Below are 23870 nucleotides of genomic sequence, written 5' to 3' on the forward strand. Positions count from 1 at the left end.
ATGAAAGGTAACATTGCTACAGCGGGAAATGTTCTTAAAGACCAAGCTCTCTCTCAGATGTCATGTGAAAATATAACTCATAATACGTATGATACATCGATTCCATCACGAATATGCGTTGTGGTGGGGGGAACAACCCTTGCGGTGTTTTGCGCCGAGCAAATTTTGGCGGCTGGGCATACCATACAAGCAGTGCTACCTACTGATACTGTTCTACAAACATGGGCTGCCCAACAAGGGATTGTTTGTGTGAACTCGGTTGATGCATTACAAGAACAAATCACGTCACAGCCTGTCGATTGGCTTTTTTCAATCGTTAACCCAATCATCTTGCCGGTGGCGCTCATTGAACAAATTCGTGGCGGGGCTTTTAATTATCATAATAGCCCCCTGCCACGCTATGCGGGTAGTCATGCAACCTCTTGGGCGTTGTTAGCTCGGGAGACACATTACGCTATTTCTTGGCACTGTATTGAAGGCGGTGTGGATACCGGCGATATTGCCGTGCAATGGCCGGTATCGATTGAGGAACAGGATAATGCTTTCTCGTTGAATCTGAAATGTTATCAGGCGGCTCAGGAAGGATTTGTTGAACTACTGAAAAATCTGGGGCGCGACGCACTGGTGACTTATCCTCAGGATCTCTCGCAACGGAGTTTTTATGCTCAGTCGCGTCGTCCCGATTGGGGAGGATATTTGTGTTGGGAGCAGTCGGGAGAAGTCCTGTCAGCTTTAGTGCGAGCATTAGATTTTGGGGAGAATTATTTAAACCCATTGGGTTGCCCGAAACTGTTGCTGAGGCAGGGCCCGGTACAAATTTCCTGGCTTCAGCGGTTGAACACGTGCTCTGATGGTCTACCCGGTACGTTGATTAGTGTGGAGGAGGATGCCTGGCAGGTGACGACCGGCAGTGAGGATGTGCAGATTGGGGGATTCGCTACCCTTGAAGGTCATCCGTTGTCTGCCAGAGCGCTTGCCGATATATCGGAACTTAGACCGGGTAAACAGCTTCCTTTACTCTCCTCACAACAAGCGCAGAATGTAAAAGATACCCTTCAAACACTCGCACCTAGTGAACCATTTTGGTATGAGCGTCTTGCCTCGTTGCAACCACTCCAGTTGCCTTTTGAAATGATTGGAAAACAGGCGGAACCCCAATGGGGAATCAGCCCCTGGCAGCCTTCATTGCCAAAAAATGGTGGAGAAGACCCATTACAGACACTGTTGCAGGTATTCGTTATCTATCTTGCGCGTTTGACTCAGCAGACTGAGTTCCAAATCGGCTGGTGTGTGGACGAGGCAAAAGATAAACCAGATATATTGACAGGCTTGTCATCGGTGGCGCCGATGGTTGTTGAGGTGGCGTTTGATAAGCCGTGGTCTGTGGTAGCTGACTGGATGGATAACGAGTTTGTTCGATTGGCGCGGCACCGCACATTTAGTCGTGATCTTCTTTCCCGTTCTCCTTCACTGCGCTCTATCCCGGAATTAAGAACAAGCCGACCGTGGCAGATCGCCGTTTCTGTGATACAGGATGACAAATCGTGTGATCAGATAGTATCCGGCGAATTGCTGACGTTGCAGATCAATGCGCAGGGTGGTTTCCGCTGGATCTATGATGAAAATCGACTGAGCCCGGAAGTTATTCTGCGGATGAGTGAACATTTGCAGGTGCTGGCATCATCAAAAAGGATGAGTGATGAAATCCCCGTGGGGCAGCTTAATTTATTGCCTGAGACTGAACGTAGGTTGTTGCTGGAAACCTGGAACGCTACTGAAACCGCGTATCCAGAGGCGTTATGCATTCATCAGTTGTTTGAACAACAGGTGGAGAAAAACCCGGAGGCAATAGCACTGATAGCGGGAGATAACACTTTCAGTTATATGGAACTGAATGCCCGCGCCAATCGGTTAGCTCGTCAACTCATCGAACAAGGGGTGTGTCCCGGTGATCATGTCGCGTTTCTGCTAGCGCGCTCGATGGAGCTGGTGGTAGCCCAATTGGCGATTCTCAAAGCCGGCGCCGTTTATGTGCCGATTGATCCCAGTGTGCCGGATGAGCGGAAAAACTGGCTGATAAGTGATTGTTCCGCCAGATTATTGCTCACCGATACACAGGCGGATATTCCGGCTAACCTGGCTGTGCCGCTGTTTCTCCTCTCGGATGAGACAGACACGGGCCGCGAGGAAGATCATCTTAACCTTGACTTACCGCGTTCCAGCACCGAACTAGCGTATATCATGTACACCTCCGGTTCTACCGGGACACCCAAAGGGGTTTTGGTGCCGCATCGCGCGGTAATCCGGTTGGTTATCAATAATGGCTATGCTGAAATCGGGCCGGATGATCGGGTGGCTTTTGCCGCTAATCCGGCTTTTGACGCCAGCACGTTTGAAGTTTGGGCGCCGTTGCTTAATGGTGGCGCATTAGTGGTTGTTGATCACGCCACTTTGCTGACGCCGCAGGCGTTTGTAGAAGCTTTACAGATTCAGCGAATGACGGTTCTGTGGTTGAGCGTCGGGTTGTTTAACCGTCTGGCAGCGGAACTGTCTCCGGTTTTGCCGCAGATAAAGCTGCTAATTGTCGGCGGAGACGCCCTTGATCCCCATGTTATCGGCCAGGTACTGAACACCAGTCCGCCGCAACAGCTATTAAATGGTTACGGGCCAAGTGAAGGCACCACTTTTACGGCAACGTATCGAATCAATGCAGTCGCACCGGGAATGACTAATATCCCGATTGGTAGACCGGTAGCCAACACGCGGGTTTATCTGTTGGATGCCTATGGTCAGCCGGTGCCGTTAGGGGTGGTCGGAGAGATTTATGTGGGTGGAGATGGGGTGGCTTGTGGTTATCTTAACCGGCCTGAATTGACCGCCGAACGTTTCCTTACCGATCCGTTCAGTGATAACCCGGATGCTCGCCTGTACCGCACCGGGGATTTGGCCCGTTATCTGCCGGACGGCAATCTGGAATTCCTGGGCCGAAACGATCAGCAGGTTAAAATCCGCGGCTTCCGCGTTGAACTCGGGGAAATTGAAGCCCGGTTAGCCGAGCACCCAACGGTGCGTGAGGCGGCGGTGTTGGCTCGGGGGGAAGGGCAGGATAAACGACTGGTGGCCTATGTGGCGGCGGAAGCCCATGACGGGCTGGTGAACAGTCTGCGTGCTCATCTGCAAGCTATTTTGCCTGACTATATGGTGCCGTCAGCCTTTGTGCGGCTGGATGCGTTTCCGCTAACGGCGAACGGTAAATTGGATCGTCGCGCACTACCGGCACCTGATAGTGAAGCCTTTGCCCGTCAGATTTACGAAGCGCCTCAAGGAGAAACAGAAATAGTGCTGGCGGCGATTTGGCGTGAATTACTGGGGATTGAGCAGATAAGCCGGTATGACAGCTTTTTTGCTCTGGGTGGTCATTCGCTACTCGCGATACGGGTGGTTGAACGGCTGCGTCACTTGGGATTGACACTGACGGCGCGTGATCTGTTCCAATCGCCGGTGTTATCAGACCTGGCGCAAACATTGGGACAGCATCAAGCTGTGATAATACCGCCTAACGTTATTACGCCAGCAACTACGGCCCTGACGCCAGCGATGTTGCCGCTGATTGATTTGACTCAGGCTGACATTGACCGCATCGTCGGGCAGGTGCCGGGCGGGATCGCTAATATTCAGGATATCTACGCCCTATCGCCGTTGCAGGATGGTATTTTGTTCCACCATTTACTGGCAAACGAAGGTGATCCCTATCTGTTGACGGGGCAAATGGCTTTTGCTGATCGGGCGCTGTTGGATCGTTATCTGGCGGTGGTGCAACGGGTGGTTGATCGCCACGATATCTTACGTACCGCTTTTATCTGGCAAGGATTGTCAGTCCCAGCGCAAGTGGTCTGGCGTCAGGCCACTTTATCGGTGACTGAACTGACATTAAACCCGGTTGATGGCCCGGTTAGTGAACAGTTAATCCAGCACTTTGATCCACGTCAGCATCGTCTCGACCTGAGTGAAGCGCCGTTATTGCGTTTTGCCGTGGCGCAAGAAACCGATGGTCGTTGGATTCTGCTGCAATTGCTGCATCACCTGATTGGCGACCATGAAACAATGGAAGTGATGCACCGCGAAGTTCAGGCATATCTAACAGGTCAGGAGGAGAGCCTGCCTGTACCGGTGCCTTTCCGCAATCTGGTGGCTCAGGCCCGGCTGGGGGTGAATCAGGAGGAACATACCCGCTTCTTTACCGAGATGCTGGCGGAAGTGGATGAACCGACGCTGCCATTCGGCTTGACAGAGGTGCATCGTGATGGTTCACAGGTGACGGAATCTCACCGGATGTTGGCGCCTGAGTTGAATACCCGTTTGCGCGGTCAGGCCCGGCGTTTGGGCGTCAGTCTGGCGGCGTTGTGTCATCTGGCCTGGGCACAGGTATTGGCGCGTACCAGTGGTCAGGAGCAAGTCGTGTTTGGCACCGTACTGTTTGGGCGTATGCAGGCAGCGGATGGCGCCGACAATGGTATGGGGCTGTTTATTAATACCTTGCCATTGCGGTTGGATATCGATGAAACCCCGGTACGGGAGAGTGTACAGATTGCTCATACCCAACTCGCCGGATTACTGGCGCATGAGCATGCGTCACTGGCGCTGGCTCAGCGTTGCAGTGGGGTTGCCAGTGGTACGCCGCTCTTTAGCGCCCTGTTGAACTATCGGCATAATGCCTTATCGGCAGCATCAGATGAACTGATTGGCGGTATTGAATTCCTTGGCATACAGGAACGAACCAACTACCCGTTAGTGCTGTCAGTGGAAGATTTTGGCGATGCACTGGGACTGACAGCTCAGGTAGTGCAACCGTTTGAGTCAGAACGGGTATGTGGTTATATGCAACAGACGCTGGAGAGTCTGGTGGAGGCTCTTGAGCAAACCCCGGATATGGCTGTTCGGGCATTGGAAATTCTGCCGGAAGCGGAACAGACGTTGCTGTTAAAAAATTGGAACGCCACGGAAACCGCCTATCCTGATGCGTTATGTATCCATCAGTTGTTTGAACAACAGGCGGAGAAAACCCCTGACGCGATAGCATTAGTGTATGAAGATCAGACCCTCAGTTATGCCGAATTAAATGCCCGCGCTAACCGGTTGGCTCGTCAACTCATAGAACAAGGGATGTGTCCCGGTGATCATGTCGCGTTTCTGCTAGAGCGCTCGATGGAGCTGGTAGTGGCGCAATTGGCGATTCTCAAAGCCGGTGCTGTTTACGTGCCGATAGATCCTAATGTGCCGGATGAGCGGAAAAATTGGCTGATAAATGATTGCTCCGCCAGATTGCTGCTTACCGATACACAGGCGGACATTCCGGCGGATCTGGCTGTGCCGCTGTTGCGTCTCTCGGATGAGACAGAGACAGACAACGAGGAAGATCGCCTTAACCTTGACTTACCGCGTTCCAGCACTGAGTTGGCGTATATCATGTACACCTCCGGTTCGACCGGGATACCTAAAGGCGTCTTGGTGCCGCATCGTGCGGTGGTCCGGCTGGTGATTAACAACGGCTATGCTGAAATCGAACCCGATGATCGGGTGGCTTTTGCCGCTAACCCGGCTTTCGATGCCAGCACGTTTGAAGTCTGGGCGCCGTTGCTGAATGGTGGCGCGTTAGTGGTTGTTGATCACGCCACTTTGCTGACGCCGCTAGAGTTTGTACAGGTTCTACAAGTTCAGCGAATTACTGTTCTGTGGTTGAGTGTTGGATTGTTTAACCAGCTAGCAGAAGAGCTATCTCCGGTTTTACCGCAGATAAGGCTCCTGATTGTCGGCGGAGATGCCCTTGATCCGCATGTTATCGGTCAGGTGCTGCGCACGAATCCGCCACAACAGCTATTAAATGGCTATGGGCCGAGTGAGGGCACTACCTTCACGACCACATACCGTATCAATGCAGTCGCGCCGGGAGCGACCAACATCCCGATTGGCCGACCGGTAGCCAACACGCGGGTTTATCTGTTGGATGCCTATGGCCAGCCGGTGCCGTTGGGGGTAGTCGGAGAGATTTATGTGGGTGGAGATGGGGTGGCCTATGGTTACCTTAATCGGCCTGAATTGACCGCCGAGTGTTTCCTTGTCGATCCGTTCAGTGATAACCCGGATGCCCGTATGTACCGCAGCGGAGATTTGGCGCGTTATCTGCCGGACGGCAATCTGGAGTTCTTGGGCCGTAATGATCAGCAGGTTAAAATCCGCGGTTTTCGTATTGAACCAAAAGAAATTGAGGCCCGGTTAGCCGAGCATCCAACGGTGCGTGAAGTGGCGGTGTTGGTACAGGGGGAAGGTCAGAATAAACGGCTGGTGGCCTATGTGGTGGAATCAGCGGATGACGGGCTGGCGGACAGCTTGCATACTCACCTGAGCACTATTTTACCTGACTATATGGTGCCAGCGGCCTTTGTGCGGCTGGATGCTTTTCCGTTGACGTCGAACGGTAAGTTGGATCATCGGGCGTTACCGGTGCCGGACAATGAAATTGTTGCCCGTCAGGTTTACGCTGAGCCTCGGGGAGAAACAGAAATAGCGCTGGCGGCGATTTGGCGTGAATTACTGGGGATTGAGCAGATAAGCCGGTATGACAGCTTTTTTGCCTTGGGTGGTCATTCATTGCTTGCTGTACGTATGATTGGGCGCTTGCGTCATTTGGGACTGACACTGACGGCGCGTGATCTGTTTCAGTCGCCGGTGCTGTCAGATCTGGCGCAAACATTAGGACAGCATCAGGCTGTGAAAGTGCCGCCTAACGTCATTACGCCAGCAACCACAGAGTTGACGCCGGCAATGTTGCCGCTGATTGATTTGACTCAAGCTGATATTGACTGCATCGTCGGGCAGGTGCCGGGAGGGGTTGCCAATATTCAGGATATCTATGCTCTGTCGCCGTTGCAGGATGGCATTTTGTTCCACCATTTGCTGGAGAATGAAGGCGATCCCTATCTATTGTTCAGTCAGATGGCCTTTGCTGACCGGGCGCTGTTGGATCATTATCTGGCCGCGGTTCAGCGGGTGGTTGATCGCCACGATATTTTGCGTACCGCTTTTCTCTGGCAAGGATTGTCAGTGCCGGCGCAGGTAGTCTGGCGTCAGGCCGCCTTATCGGTGACGGAACTAACACTGAATCCAGTTGATGGTCCGGTCAGTGACCAGTTAACCCGGCGTTTTGATCCGCGTCAGCACCGTATTGATTTGAGGGAAGCACCGTTATTACGTTTTGTAGTGGCGCAAGAAACTGATGGCCGTTGGATCTTGCTGCAATTGCTGCATCACCTGATTGGCGACCATGAAACGATGGAAGTGATGCACCGTGAAGTGCGGGCGTATCTGGCAGGTCAGGAGGAGAGCCTGCCTACACCGGCGCCTTTCCGTAATCTGGTGGCGCAGGCCCGGTTGGGGATGAGTCAGGAGGAACATACCCGTTTCTTTACTGACATGTTAGCAGAGGTAGATGAACCCACGTTACCATTCGGATTGACGGAAGTGCATCGTGATGGCTCGCAGGTGGCTGAATCTCACCGGATGTTAGCGCCTGAGCTCAATAACCGTTTGCGCAGTCAGGCCCGACGCTTGAGTGTTAGTCTGGCGACTTTGTGTCATCTGGCTTGGGCACAGGTGTTGTCGCGTACCAGCGGACAAGATCACGTGGTGTTCGGTACGGTTCTGTTTGGGCGTATGGCGGCGGGAGACGGGGCTGACAATGGCATGGGGCTGTTTATTAATACCTTGCCGTTGCGGTTGGATATGGATGATACCCCAGTACGGGACAGCGTACAGACCGCCCATACCCGATTGGCTGGATTATTAGCACATGAGCACGCGTCACTGGCGCTGGCACAGCGTTGCAGCGGCGTGCGGGGTGAGATACCCCTGTTTAATAGCTTGTTGAATTATCGGCACAATACTTTGCCGATAACGTCCGATGATTTGATGAGCGGTATTGAGTTTCTTGGCGCGCAGGAGCGGACCAACTATCCGTTAATGCTATCGGTGGAGGATTTTGGCGATGCTCTGGGGCTGACGGCTCAGGTCGTGCAGCCGTTTGAGTCGGAAAGCCTGTGCAGTTATATGCAGCAAGCACTGGAAAGCTTGGTGACAGCGCTGGAACAAGCACCGCAAATGCCGGTACGACAGTTGGAAATTCTGCCGGAAGCGGAACGTACCTTGTTGTTAACAACTTGGAACGCCACGAAAGTCGCTTATCCTGACCAGTTGTGTATTCATCAGTTATTTGAACGACAGGCGGAGCAAACCCCGGACGCGACAGCGTTAGTGTATCAAGAACAAACCCTCAGTTATGCCGAATTAAATGCCCGCGCCAACCGTCTGGCCCATCAACTTATCGCACTGGGCGTCGCACCTGACCAACGGGTAGCGATTTGTGTGGCGCGTTCATCGGCAATGGTGGTGGGATTGCTGGCGGTAATGAAGGCGGGTGGAGCCTATGTGCCGTTAGACCCGGCTTATCCTGGCGCACGTCTGGCTCATATTCTGACCGATGCGGCTCCGGCCGTGGTGCTGGCAGATGAAGCTGGTAGGGTTGCACTGGGTGAGGAAGCGCTGACCAAACTGACAGTACTGAACCCGAATACCTTGCCTGATCAACCGGATTGTAATCCACAGGTACCGGAGCTGACTTCTCGTCATCTGGCCTATGTGATTTATACTTCCGGCTCCACGGGGGTGCCCAAAGGGGTGATGATTGAGCACCGCAATACGGTTAATTTCCTGCATTGGGCTCAACAGGCTTTTGGGGCGGAAGAGATCCGCGAGGTGCTGTTCTCAACGTCGATGAATTTCGACCTGTCCATTTTCGAATGTTTTATGCCGTTATCTCGCGGTGCGGCGATTTATCTGGTGGATGATGCGTTGTCATTGATGCAGCATGCCCTGCCGGTGACTTTGATCAACTCAGTCCCGTCTGCGATGAAACCATTATTGCAGGCTCGGGCGCTGATGGCGTCGGTTCATACTGTCAATCTGGCGGGGGAACCGCTTAAAGGCGCCTTAATTGAGCAGATTTTCAAAGACACGCAAATACAACGGTTGTGTAATCTCTATGGACCTTCTGAAACGACAACTTATTCAGCTTGGTTGCCGATACAGCGAGGCGACCGAATCATTGAAAGTATCGGCCGTCCGATAGCCAACACCTGTCTTTATTTACTGGACGAATATGGTCAACCGGTACCGTTAGGTGTAGTGGGGGAAATTTATATCGGTGGGGCGGGAGTGGCGCGTGGCTACCTCAATCGCCCTGACTTGACGGCGGAACGGTTCCTGATTGATCCATTTAGTGATATGCCGGATGCCCGGATGTACCGCACCGGGGATTTAGCCCGTTATTTGCCGGACGGCAATCTGGAATTTCTGGGCCGTAACGACCAGCAGGTTAAAATCCGCGGCTTCCGTATTGAACCGGGGGAAATTGAATCCCGGTTGGTGGAACACCCGGCGGTGAGTGAAGCTGTGGTATTGGCACAGGGGGAAGGGCAAGAAAAACGGCTGGTGGCCTATGTGGCGGCAGAAGCGAGCGAGGGGTTGATTAACCGTTTACGCGAACATCTGAGCGTTCAGTTGCCTGACTACATGGTGCCGTCGGCCTTTGTGCGGCTGGATGCGCTGCCATTGACGCCGAACGGTAAATTGGATCGTCAGGCGTTACCGGCGCCAGACAATGACGCCTTTGTCCGCCAGGTTTACGAAGCGCCTCAGGGAGCAATGGAAATGGCGCTGGCGGCGATTTGGCGTGAAGTTCTGGGCGTTGAACAGATCAGCCGGTATGACAATTTCTTTGCCTTGGGCGGCCATTCATTGCTGGCGGTACGGGTAATGAACCGGGTAGCCGCTTTGGGTATCGAACTGCCGCTAACCACCCTGTTTAAATTCCCTTCGTTAAGGGCATTTGCTGAGGCTATGCAGACTCGGAAGGAGCAAGCGGATACTATCCTGCCAGCTATTGTGCCGATATCCCGTGAAGGGGAATTACCGTTGTCATTTGCTCAACAACGCTTGTGGTTCTTGGCACAACTTGAGGGCGTCAGTGAAACTTATCATATTCCGATGGCCCTGCGTTTGTGTGGTGAGTTGGATATCGTGGCCTGGCAAAAAGCGCTGAATACCTTATTTGCCCGCCATGAAGCGTTGCGCTCTGTTTTTGTCTCTGTAGATGGTCAGCCGCAAGTGCGGCTGTTGGAGCCGGATAGTGGGCTACTGTTATCTCAATATGATCTGCGCGGGGTTCCAGATGCGGATGGGGTTCTTGAGCGCTTGAGCGTAGAGGAAGCCCATGCGTCATTTGACCTTGACAGTGGTCCGCTTATCCGCGCCTGTCTTATCCGAATCGCTGATGATGAATATCAGTTTTTGCTGACCCAGCATCACATAATTTCTGATGGCTGGTCTGCCAGTGTGTTGGTACAGGAACTGAACACGCTCTATACAGCGTTTATGGCCGGACAATCCGATCCGTTGCCGCCGTTGGCGATTCAATACCCGGATTACGCCGCCTGGCAGCGTCAGTGGTTGTCGGCTGAACGTATTCAGGTTCAGTCTGACTATTGGCGCGCCATGTTGGCTGACGCGCCGGTTCTGTTGGATTTGCCGACAGATCGGCCTCGCCCGCCGGAGCAGTTGTTTGCCGGACAAGCCGTGCCGGTTAACTTAGATGTTGAATTAACGACTGCCCTTAAACGCTTGAGTGAGCAACAGGGCGTCACTTTATTTATGACGTTGTTGTCAGCGTGGGGAATAGTCCTGTCGCGCCTGTCAGGTCAGGAAGATGTGGTGATTGGCACCCCGAGCGCGGGCCGTAGTCGTCGGGAAGTGGAGCCGTTGATTGGCTTCTTTGTCAATACGTTAGCGTTGCGCATGGATTTATCCGGTGAGCTGACCGTGACGGAACTACTGGCGCGAGTTCGGCAAACCGCATTGGCGGCACAGGAGCATCAGGATTTACCGTTTGAACAGGTGGTGGAAATCGTGCAACCACCGCGCCGACTGGCGCATACCCCGTTATTCCAGGTGATGTTTGCCTGGCAGAATAATGAAAGCACGGCATGGGGATTGCCGGGGCTGGCGGTGTCGGCGGTCGATCAGGTCGTTGATGCTGTTAAGTTTGATCTTGAGCTCAACCTGTTAGAAGAGGAAGGCAGGATTGTTGGGGCGTTGAGCTATGCCACGGCTCTGTTTGATCTATCGACCATGGAACGGCAAGTGGGATATCTGCGTGCGGTGCTGCAAGCGATGGCGGCTAACCCTCAACAGCCGGTCGGAGAAATTGATATTCTGTCTCCGGCAGAGCGCAGGTTGTTGTTGGAAACCTGGAACGCGACGGCAACCGTTTATCCTGAGACGTTATGTGTTCATCAATTGTTTGAACGGCAGGTGGAGAAAACTCCAGAGGCGGTGGCCTTGGTGTGTGAAGGGCAGACCCTCAGTTATGCCGAATTAAATGCCCGTGCTAACCGGTTGGCTCATCAGCTTATTACACTAGGGGTAGAGCCGGATCAACGGGTGGCGATTTGCGCGTCGCGTTCACCGGCAATGGTGGTGGGATTGCTGGCGGTAATGAAAGCGGGCGGGGCTTATGTGCCGCTGGACCCGACTTATCCTGGCGGGCGTCTGGCGCATATCTTGCGTGATGCGGCCCCGGCTGTGGTGCTGGCGGATAAGGCTGGCAGGGGGGCGCTAAGCGAGGAAGCGCTGGCTGAATTAACGGTACTGGACCCCAATGTTTTGTCTAACCAAGCGGACGGCAACCCGCAGATATCTGGGCTGACTTCACGGCATCTGGCCTATGTGATTTACACTTCCGGCTCCACTGGGACGCCCAAGGGGGTGATGATTGAGCACCGCAATACGGTTAACTTCCTGTACTGGGCTCAGCAGGCTTTTGAGACGGAAGAGATCCGTAAGGTGCTGTTCTCAACGTCGATAAATTTCGACCTGTCCATTTTTGAATGTTTTATGCCGTTATCTCGTGGCGCGGCGATTTATCTGGTTGATGATGCTCTGTCATTGATGCGGCATGCCTTGCCGATAACCTTGATTAACTCAGTCCCGTCTGCGATGAAACCGTTATTGCAGGCTCAGGCGCTGATGGCGTCGGTTCATACCGTTAATCTGGCGGGGGAACCGCTTAAAGGCGCCTTAATTGAACAGATTTTCGAGAAAACACAAATACAGCGGTTGTGTAATCTCTATGGACCTTCTGAAACGACCACCTATTCAGCCTGGTTGCCGATACAGCGGGGAGACCGGATTATTGAAAGCATCGGACGTCCGATAGCCAACACTTGTCTTTACTTACTGGACGCATATGGTCAACCGGTACCGTTGGGCGTGGTAGGGGAAATTTATATCGGGGGCGCGGGGGTGGCGCGTGGCTACTTCAATCGCCCAGATTTGACGGCGGAACGCTTCCTGATTGATCCGTTTAGTGATGTGCCGGATGCCCGGATATACCGCACTGGGGATTTAGCCCGTTATTTGCCGGACGGCAATCTGGAGTTTCTGGGCCGTAACGACCAGCAGGTTAAAATCCGCGGCTTCCGCATTGAGCCGGGGGAAATTGAATCCCGGTTGGTGGAACATCCGGCGGTGAGTGAATCGGTGGTATTGGCGCAAGGTGACGGGCAGGAGAAACGGTTGGTGGCCTATGTGGTGGCCGCAGCTCATGAGGGATTGATTAACAGTTTACGCGAACATCTGAGCGTTCAGTTGCCTGATTACATGGTGCCGTCGGCCTTTGTGCGGCTGGATGCGTTTCCGTTAACGCCTAACGGTAAGCTAGATCGGCAAGCGTTGCCAACGCCGGACAATGAAGCCGTCGCCCGTCAGGTTTACGAAGCGCCACAGGGAGAAACGGAAATGGCGCTGGCGTCGATTTGGCGTGAAGTTCTGGGGATTGAGCAGATCAGCCGGTATGACAATTTCTTTGCTCTGGGCGGTCATTCGTTGCTGGCGGTGCGGGTGATGAACCGGGTAGCCGCTTTGGGTATCGAACTACCATTAACCACTCTGTTTAAATCTCCTTCGTTAAAGGCATTTGCTGAGGTCATGCAGGCCGGGAAGGGGCAATCGGATACTATCCTGCCAGCCATCGTGCCGATATCCCGCGAAGGAGAATTACCATTATCATTTGCTCAACAGCGCTTGTGGTTCCTGGCGCAGCTTGAGGGCGTCAGTGAGACTTATCATATCCCAATGGCCCTGCGCTTGTGTGGTCAACTGGATATCATGGCTTGGCAGAAGGCGCTGGATACCTTATTTGCCCGTCATGAAGCGTTACGCTCGGTCTTTGTCTCTATTGATGGTCAGCCACAAGTACGGTTGTTGGCGCCGAATAGTGGCTTACTGTTATCGCAATATGATCTGCGCGGACTCCCGGATGCGGATGTTGTTCTTGAGCGTCTAAGCGTGGAAGAGGCTCACGCGTCATTTGATCTTGAAAGCGGCCCGCTTATCCGTGCTGCGCTCATCCGGCTCACCGATGACGAATATCAATTTTTGCTGACTTTGCATCACATAATTTCCGATGGCTGGTCTGCCAATGTACTGATACAGGAACTGAACACGCTCTATACGGCATTTATGGCCGGGCAATCCGATCCGTTGCCGCCGTTGTCGATTCAGTACCCGGATTATGCCGCCTGGCAGCGTCAGTGGCTGTCGGCTGAACGTATTCAAGTTCAGTCTGACTATTGGCGGGCAATGTTGACTGACGCGCCAGTCTTGCTGGATTTGCCTACTGACCGGCCCCGTCCGCCGGAGCAGTCGTTTGCCGGTCAGACCGTGCCGATTAATCTGGATGCGGCGTTAACGACCGCCCTGAAACGCCTGAGTGAGCAGCAGGGCGTCACCTTGTTTATGACGCTGTTGTCGGCCTGGGCGGTGGTGCTGTCGCGTATGTCAGGTCAGGAAGATGTGGTGATTGGCACCCCGAGTGCCGGCCGTAGTCGTCAGGAAGTGGAGCCATTGATTGGCTTCTTTGTCAATACGTTGGCGTTGCGCATGGATTTATCGGGTGAGCTGACCGTGACTGAGTTGCTGGCGCGAGTCCGGCAAACCGCATTGGCGGCTCAGGAGCATCAGGATTTACCGTTTGAACAGGTGGTGGAAATTGTGCAGCCGCCGCGCCGGTTAGCGCATACCCCATTATTCCAGGTGATATTTGCCTGGCAGAACAATGAGAGCACGGACTGGGAACTGCCGAAGCTGGCCGTCTCACCGGTCGATCAAGCGGTTGATGTGGTCAAGTTTGATCTTGAACTGGGCTTGTCAGAAGAGGAGGGCCGGATTGTTGGGGCATTGAATTATGCCACCGTCTTGTTTGATTCGTCGACGATGGAGCGACAAGTGGGATATCTGCATGCGGTGTTGCAAGCGATGGCGGCTAACCCTCAACAGCTCATCGGAGAAATTGATATCCTGTCTCCGGCGGAGCGCAAGTTGTTGCTGGAAACCTGGAACGCGACGGAAATCGCCTATCCTGAGACATTGTGTATTCATCAATTGTTTGAACAACAGGTAGAGCAAACCCCTGACGCGCTAGCGTTAGTGTATGAAGATCAAACGCTCAGTTATGCCGAATTAAATAGCCGTGCTAACCGGTTGGCTCATCAGCTTATCGCACTGGGCGTTGTGCCCGATCAGCCAGTGGCGATTTGCGTGTCGCGTTCGCCGGCAATGGTGGTGGGGGTATTGGCAATACTGAAAGCCGGTGGCGCCTATGTGCCGTTGGACCCGGTTTATACCGGGGAGCGTTTGGCGCATATTTTGACTGATGCCGCGCCGGCTATGGTGCTGGCGGATGATACCGGGCGTAGTGCGCTGGATGAAAAAACGCTGGCTGCGCTAACGGTGCTCGATCCTAATATTTTGCCTGATCAGCCGGATAGTAACCCACAGGTACCGGCATTAACCGCACAGCATCTGGCTTATGTCATTTACACCTCGGGCTCGACGGGGACGCCGAAGGGGGTGATGGTCGAGCATCGTAATATCCAGCGTTTGTTTGAGGCGACGGAATCTTGGTATCGTTTTAACCGGCAAGATGTTTGGTGCCTGTTCCATTCCATTGCGTTTGACTTCTCGGTATGGGAATTATGGGGAGCGTTACGCTATGGCGCTAAATTGGTTCTGGTGCCGCACGCGATTGCCCGCTCCCCTCAAGAGCTGCATCAATTCGTGTGTCAGCACGGTATTACGGTGTTGAATCAGACGCCGAGCGCTTTCAAAGCCTTTATTGCCAGTTATGTTGACAATCCATTACCGGACCAGTTGCGTTATATCATCTTTGGGGGAGAAGCCCTCGACCCGGGTATGTTGCGGCCGTGGTATCGCCTGCGTGAAGAGACCTCGCCAAGGTTGGTGAATATGTACGGTATCACGGAGACGACGGTTCATGTGACTTATCGGGAACTGAATCCGCATGATGTGGAACAGATAACCAGTCCTATTGGTACGCGCATTCCGGATCTAACCCTCTATCTATTGGATAAATACGGTCAGCCGGTGCCGTTAGGGGTAACAGGTGAATTGTATGTTGGAGGGGGTGGTGTCGCACGGGGTTATCTGAATCGCCCGGAGCTGACGGCGGAACGTTTCCTGATTGATCCGTTTAGTGAGCAACCGGGCGCTCGTATGTATCGTACTGGAGATTTAGCCCGTTACCTGCCGGAAGGGGATTTGGTGTTTGTGGGCCGCAACGACCAGCAGGTTAAAATCCGCGGTTTCCGCATTGAACCGGGTGAAATTGAGGCTCGATTGGTAGAACACCCAGCGGTGAGTGAATCGGTGGTGTTGGCATTGGGTCAAGAGCGAGATAAGCGTCTGGTTGCTTATGTCGTGGCGCCCGCGGATGAGGGGCTGGCGAATAGCCTGCGTGCGTACCTAAGCGCTATTTTACCGGATTATATGGTGCCGTCGGCCTTTGTACGGCTGGATGCGTTTCCGCTAACGCCGAACGGTAAATTGGATCGTCGGGCCTTGCCGGCCCCGGACGGCGAGGCTTTTGCTCGTCAGATTTATGCAGCGCCGCAAGGGGAGACAGAAACCACATTGGCGGCTATCTGGCGTGAGTTGTTAGGTATTGAACAGATCAGTCGGCACGATAGCTTCTTCGCACTGGGGGGCCATTCTCTGCTGGCAGTACGAATGATTGAACGTCTGCGTCACCTGGGGCTGACACTGGCGGTACGTGATCTGTTTCAGTCGCCAGTGTTGTCTGAATTGGCGCAAACGTTGGGGCCGCATCGGGCTGTGGTGGTGCCGCCAAATGTCATTACGTCAGCGACGACGACAATTACGCCGGGAATGTTGCCGCTGGTAGATCTGACTCAGGCTGACATTGACAGTATCGTCGGGCAAGTGCCGGGTGGGATGGCCAATATTCAGGATATTTATGCCTTGTCACCGTTGCAGGACGGTATTTTGTTCCATCACTTATTGGCGAGCGAAGGTGATCCCTATCTGGTGATCAGTCAGATGGCTTTTGCTGATCGCGCTTTGCTAGACCGTTATTTAGCGGCAGTGAAACAGGTGATTGAACGTCACGATATCCTGCGTACCGCCTTTATCTGGCAAGGATTATCTGTGCCGGTTCAAGTGGTTTGGCGTCAGGCGCCTTTATCGGTCACTGAATTGACGCTGAACCCGGCGGATGGGCCGATTTGTGAACAACTGACTCAACGTTTTAATCCCCGTCATTATCGTCTTGACTTGAATCAAGCGCCATTGTTGCGGTTTGTGGTGGCGCAGGAGACTGATGGGCGCTGGATGGTACAGCAATTGCTGCATCACCTGATTGGCGACCATACGACGATGGAGGTCATGAACCAAGAAATTCAAGCGTATCTTATCGGGCAAGAGAATAGCCTGCCGGTTCCGGTGCCTTTCCGTAATTTAATTGCTCAGGCACGGTTGGGGGTTGATCAGGCAGAGTATATCCGCTTCTTTACCGACATGCTGGCTGATGTGGATGAATCTACGTTACCCTTCGGATTGGCGGAGGTGCATCGTAATGGCTTGCAGATGACGGAATCACACCAAATGTTATCTCAGATGTTGAATGATCGTCTGCGTAGCCAGGCCAGACGTCTGGGCGTCAGTTTGGCAACGTTGTGTCATTTGGCTTGGGCACAGGTGTTGTCGCGTACCAGTGGTCAGGAGAAAGTGGTGTTCGGCACCGTACTATTTGGGCGCATGGCGGCGGGGGAAGGCGCTGACAGTGGCATGGGGTTATTTATTAATACCTTGCCGTTGCGGTTGGATATCGATGATACCCCGGTACAGGACAGTGTACGGGCAGCACACTCCCGATTAGCCAAATTGTTAGATTATGAGCATGCTTCATTAGCGTTAGCTCAGCGTTGCAGCAAGGTACAGGGTGAAATGCCACTCTTTAGTGCTTTGTTGAACTATCGGCATAACTCATCGGCGGTGGTTTCGGATGAAACCATGAGTGGTATCGAATTCCTTGGTGGGCAAGAGAGTAGTAACTATCCGTTCTCCTTGTCGGTGGAAGATTTTGGTGATGCTTTGGGGCTAACGGCTGAAGTTGTCCAGCCATATGAGCCGGAACGAGTATGCGGCTATATGCGGCAGGCGCTGGAAAATCTAGTGGAGGCGCTAGAGTCGGCCCCGGAGACACCGGTACGGACACTCGGCATTCTACCTGAGGATGAACGCGCGTTATTGCTGGAAACCTGGAACGCCACGGAGACCCCTTATCCTGATCCATTATGTATTCATCAGTTGTTTGAACAACAGGCAGAACAAGCCCCGCACGCCACGGCGTTGGAATATCAACAACAGACTCTCAGTTATGCGGAACTGAATATTCGTGCTAACCGACTGGCTCATCAACTGATTGCGCTGGGCGTCACACCGGACCGGCGGGTCGCGATTTGTGTGGAACGCTCCCCGATGATGGTGGTGTCATTGCTGGCGGTGCTGAAAGCCGGTGGGGCTTATGTGCCGCTGGATTCGACTTATCCGCGGGAACGTCTGGCATATATCCTGAGCGACAGTGCGCCGTCAGTGGTGCTGGTTGATGAAGCTGGCCGGGCGGCGCTGGGCGAGCAGGCGCTGGTAGGTGTGACGGTACTTGATCCGAATATCCAACTTGACCAGCCCGACAGCAACCCGCAGATCCCGGCGTTGACGCCACAGCATTTGGCCTATGTGATTTACACCTCCGGCTCCACCGGGCAGCCGAAAGGGGTGATGGTGGAACATCAGGCGATTTACCAACGTTATCTGGGTTTTAACGACACCTATGCGGTCACCGCGCAAGACCGGCTACTGCAATTTGCCGCGTTTGCGTTTGATGTTTCAGTGGAAGATTTCTTTTCGTCATTATGCAACGGAGCCACACTGGTTATCCGGGATGATAGCTGGCTGGCTTCGATACCAGAATTTATTGCCTTAACCCGACAATATCGTATTACGATGATGTCACTGCCGACGCTATTCTGGTCTGAGCTGGCGGCCAGAGATAATGGATTACCGCTGCCGGATTGTCTCCGGCTCATCATCATTGGCGGTGAGGCGGTGAAAAAGAGCGCTATTCAAGACTGGTTTAGACAGACAGGCCACCGGCCCCGGCTATTGAATGGTTATGGCCCGACAGAAAACACCGTGACGGTGACCTATAAGGACGTGCTATCCCTGGACGATGCCCGTTCTATCGGTCGCCCGGCCAAAAATGCCCGTATTTACCTGCTAGACAGATATGGCGAATTGGTGCCCGCGGGTTGCGTGGGCGAGATGTATATTGGCGGCGTGGGTGTGGCTCGGGGGTATCTCAACCGACCGGCGTTGAGCGTGGAACGTTTTATGCCGGACCCTTTTAGCCGGCTATCTGGTGAGCGGATGTATCGTTCCGGGGATTTGGCCCGCTATCTGCCGGACGGTGACCTTGAATTTCTGGGCCGTAACGACGAGCAGGTTAAAATTCGGGGATTCAGGATTGAACTGGGGGAAATTGAAACCCGACTGGCGGAACACCCGGCGGTACAAGAGGCGGCGGTACTGGCGTTGGATGACGGGCAGGAAAAACGGTTGGTGGCGTATGTGGCGGCGCAAGCAGATGATGAATTGGTTAATAGCCTGCGTATCCATTTGAGTGCTATTTTGCCTGATTACATGATACCGGCGGCTTTTGTACGCCTGGATACTTTCCCGCAGACCCCGAATGGCAAGCTGGACCGCCGGGCATTGTCGGCATCGGGCGAGGAAGCATTTGCTCGTCAGGTCTATGAAGCCCCACAAGGGAAGATAGAGACGATGCTGGCGGCTGTTTGGCGTGAGTTGCTAGGCATTGAGCAGATTAGCCGACATGACAACTTTTTTGCGCTGGGCGGTCATTCATTGCTCGTTGTGCGGATGATTGAACGATTGCGGCGTATCGGTTTGGGTATATCGGTACAAGCGCTATTCCAGAATCCAACACTCCGTGTGCTTGCGCAGTCTCTGGCTGAACATGATGAAATCCCGGTACCTGACAACCGTATTACACCGGATACGGTAGCGTTGACACCGGATCTGCTGCCGTTAATCGATCTGACTCAAACGGAGATTGACCTTATCGTTGAGCAGATACCGGGCGGGCTTAAAAATATTCAGGATGTCTATGCGCTGTCGCCGTTGCAGGATGGCATTTTGTTCCACCATCTACTGGCGAATGAAGGTGATCCGTATCTGTTGACCGGTCAGATGGCCTTTGCTGACCGGGCGCTGTTGGATCGTTATCTGGGGGCGATTCAACTGGCGGTTGATCGGCACGATATTTTACGTACTTCCTTTATCTGGCAAGGGTTGTCAGCCCCGGCTCAGGTGGTCTGGCGTCAGGCCCCATTATCAGTGACTGAACTGGTGCTGGACCCGGCTGACGGTCCGGTTAGTGAGCAGTTGGCCCGCCGTTTTGATCCACGTCGGTATCGTCTCGATTTGAGACGTGCGCCATTGCTGCGCTTTGTCATCGCTCAGGAAGCGGATGGTCGTTGGTTGTTGCAGGAATTACAGCATCATTTGATCGGCGACCATGAAACGATGGAAGTGATGCACCGCGAAGTCCAAGCCTATCTGACGGATCAAGGGGACAGCTTGCCTACGCCGACGCCTTTCCGCAATCTGGTGGCTCAGGTTCGACTGGGGGTGAGTCAGGAAGAACATACTCGCTTCTTTACTGACATGCTGGCGGAGGTCGATGAACCGACCCTGCCGTTTGGACTGACGGAAGTGCATCGCGATGGCTCGCTGGTGGCTGAATCCCACCGGACGTTGCCGGCCGAGTTAAATGACCGTTTGCGTTATCAGGCGAGACATTTGGGCGTCAGTCTGGCGGCCTTGTGTCATTTGGCCTGGGCTCAGGTGTTGTCGCATACGAGTGGTCAGAAGAAAGTCGTGTTCGGCACTGTACTGTTTGGACGTATGCAGGCGGGAGACGGCGCTGATAGTGGTATGGGGCTGTTTATTAATACCTTGCCGCTGCGGCTGGATATTGATGATACCCCGGTACGCGATAGTGTACAGACAACACATACCCGGCTGGCTGGATTGCTGGTGCATGAGCATGCGTCACTGGTGTTGGCTCAGCGTTGCAGTCGTGTACAGGGTGATATTCCGCTCTTTAGTACTTTGTTGAACTACCGGCATAATGCGAATCTGATAGCCCCGCATGAGGCTGTGCAGGGCATTGAATTCTTGGGAGGGCAAGAGCGCACTAACTATCCGTTTGTGCTGTCGGTGGAAGATGGCGGCTCTACTTTGGGATTGACTGCTCAGGTAGTGCAGTCGTTTGAGCCAGAGAGACTATGCGGTTATATGCAGCAGGCACTGGAAAGTTTGGTAGAGGTGCTTGAACAGGCACCGGAAACGCCGGTACGGATACTGAATATTCTACCTGAAACGGAACGGAGGCTGTTGCTGGAGACGTGGAACAAGACTGAAACCGCCTATCCTGAACAGTTATGCGTTCATCAGTTATTCGAGCGTCAGGCAGAGAAAAATCCTGATGCCACGGCACTGGTTTATGAAGAGCAAACACTCAGTTACGCGGAGCTGAATGCCCGTGCTAACCGGCTGGCTCATCAGCTTATTGCATTCGGCGTCGTACCCGATCAGCGGGTAGCGATTTGCGTGTCACGCTCACCGGCAATGGTGGTGGGATTGTTGGCTGTATTGAAAGCTGGGGGAGCTTATGTACCGCTGGACCCAACCTATCCGGTGGAGCGTCTGGCGTATGTTCTGACTGATGCCGCGCCAACTATTTTACTGGCGGATAAAGCCGGACGCGCCGCATTGGGTGAGCAGGCACTGGCAGAACTCACTGTACTTGATCCAAATGCACGGCTTAACCAGCCGGACTACAACCCGCGGCTACCTGAACTAACTTCACGACATCTGGCGTATATCATTTATACCTCGGGTTCGACGGGGGTACCGAAGGGGGTGATGCTGGAACATCGAGGTGTCTGCAACTACCTGCTATGGGCACTGAGTGATTACCTCACTGAAAGCCAATTCGATAGTATCGTTTCGTCACCGTTAGCCTTTGATGCGACCGTCACCAGTCTTTACCTGCCTTTACTGTGTGGCGGCAAGATCCGCTTGATCCGTGACGGGCAGGAGCTGGTTGAACTGCTTCCCGCGCTGTTGTCAATGGAATCGGGTACTCTGGTTAAAATTACCCCCAGCCATCTTTCAGCAATAGGGCAGGAATTAAAAACAGCGGGACAAGAATGCCCTGTTTACTGCTTTATCGTGGGCGGAGAGGCGCTACCCGGTTCCATTGTTGCACTCTGGCGAACATTATCGCCTGGATCACGTATCATTAACGAGTATGGCCCAACCGAAACCGTCGTGGGTTGTACGGTGTTTGATACCCATCACCTGAGCCGTTTTGTTGATAACGTACCGATTGGTCGGCCAATATCCAATACCCAAATCTATATTCTCGATACCCGTGGGGAACCTGCCCCAATCGGTGTCACTGGTGAGCTTTATATTGGGGGAATCGCCGTTGCCCGTGGCTACCTGAACCGACCAGAATTGACGGCTGAGCGTTTCCTGCCTGACCCGTTTAGCAATAGACCTGATGCGCGGATGTATCGAACCGGGGATCTGGTCCGTTACTTGCCAAACGGCAACCTGATATTTGTTGGCCGTAACGACCAGCAGGTTAAAATCCGCGGCTTCCGCATTGAACCGGGGGAAATTGAAGCCCGACTGACAGAGCACCCTGAGGTACGCGGCGCATTGGTACTTGCTCTGGATGATGGGCAGGATAAACGGTTGGTTGCCTATGTGGAGGCGCAGGCAAATGACGAGTTGGTGAACAGCCTGCGTACTCACTTGAGCGCCCTATTGCCGGGTTATATGGTGCCAACGGCTTTTGTGCGGCTGGATGCATTCCCGTTACTGCCGAATGGTAAGCTGGATCGTCGAGCGTTACCGGCGCCGGACAGTGAAGCTGTTGCTCGTCAAGTTTATGAAGCGCCACAAGGGGAAATGGAAATGGCGCTGGAAGCGATTTGGCGTGAAGTCTTGGGGGTTGAACAGATTAGCCGACATGACAATTTCTTTGCTTTGGGCGGTCACTCGTTACTGGCGATGCGAGTGATGAATCGGGTAACCGCTTTAGGTATTGAACTGCCGCTGGCTACCCTGTTTAAATCCCCTTCGTTGCGGGCATTTGCGGAGGTCATGCAAGCCCGAATGGGACAGCCGGACATTATTCTGCCGTCCATCCTGCCGATATCCCGTGAAGGGGAATTACCGTTATCATTTGCTCAACAACGCCTGTGGTTCCTGGCGCAGCTTGAGGGCGTCAGTGAAACTTATCATATCCCGATGTCCCTGCATTTGTCTGGTCAACTGGATATCGTGGCTTGGCAAAAGGCGCTGGATACCTTGTTTGCCCGTCATGAAGCGTTACGTTCTGTCTTTGTTTCTGTAGATGGTCAGCCGCAAGTGCGACTGTTGGAACCGGATAGCGGCTTACTGTTATCTCAATATGACCTGCGCGGAGTTTCGGATGCTGATGAAGTTCTTGAGCGCCTGAGCACGGAGGAGGCCCATGCGTCATTTGACCTCGAAAGCGGCCCGCTTATTCGCGCGGCGCTCATCCGGCTCACCGATGACGAATATCAATTTTTACTGACTCAGCATCATATTATTTCTGATGGCTGGTCTGGCAATGTACTGATACAGGAACTGAACGCGCTCTATACGGCGTTTGTGACTGGGCAACCGGATACGTTGCCGCCGTTGGCGATTCAATACCCGGATTACGCCGCCTGGCAGCGCCAATGGTTGTCGGCTGAACGGGTTCAGGTTCAATCCGACTATTGGCGTGCAATGTTGGCTGACGCGCCGGTTCTGTTGGATGTGCCCACTGACCGGCCTCGTCCGGCGGAGCAGTCGTTTGCCGGAGATGCCGTGCCGGTTAACCTGGATGTTGAATTAACGACCGCCCTTAAGCGTCTGAGTGAGCAGCAGGGCGTCACCTTATTCATGACGCTGTTATCAGCATGGGCGGTGGTTCTGTCACGTTTGTCAAGTCAGGAAGATGTAGTGATTGGCACGCCGAGCGCGGGCCGTGGTCGTCAAGAAGTGGAACCGTTGATTGGCTTCTTTGTCAATACGTTGGCGTTGCGTATTGGTTTATCAGGCGAGCTGACCGTGACGGAATTACTGGCGCGAGTTCGGCAAACCGCATTGACGGCTCAGGAGCATCAGGACTTACCGTTTGAACAGGTGGTGGAAATCGTACAGCCGCCGCGCCGACTGGCGCATACCCCGTTATTCCAGGTGATGTTTGCCTGGCA

Annotated in this window: 1 protein-coding gene (cut by a window edge); it reads left to right on the top strand. The window is 53.6% G+C overall.

The features are described 5' to 3' along the window. Window positions 1-23870: the 5' portion of a non-ribosomal peptide synthase/polyketide synthase gene (locus BA1DRAFT_RS02525; RefSeq protein WP_036775858.1), read on the top strand. It continues 12526 nt past the right edge of the window; 23870 of the gene's 36396 nt are visible here — the first part of the coding sequence; the start codon lies at window positions 1-3; its stop codon lies off the right edge, out of view.

This window comes from Photorhabdus aegyptia (assembly GCF_000612035.1).
Taxonomy (GTDB): domain Bacteria; phylum Pseudomonadota; class Gammaproteobacteria; order Enterobacterales; family Enterobacteriaceae; genus Photorhabdus; species Photorhabdus akhurstii.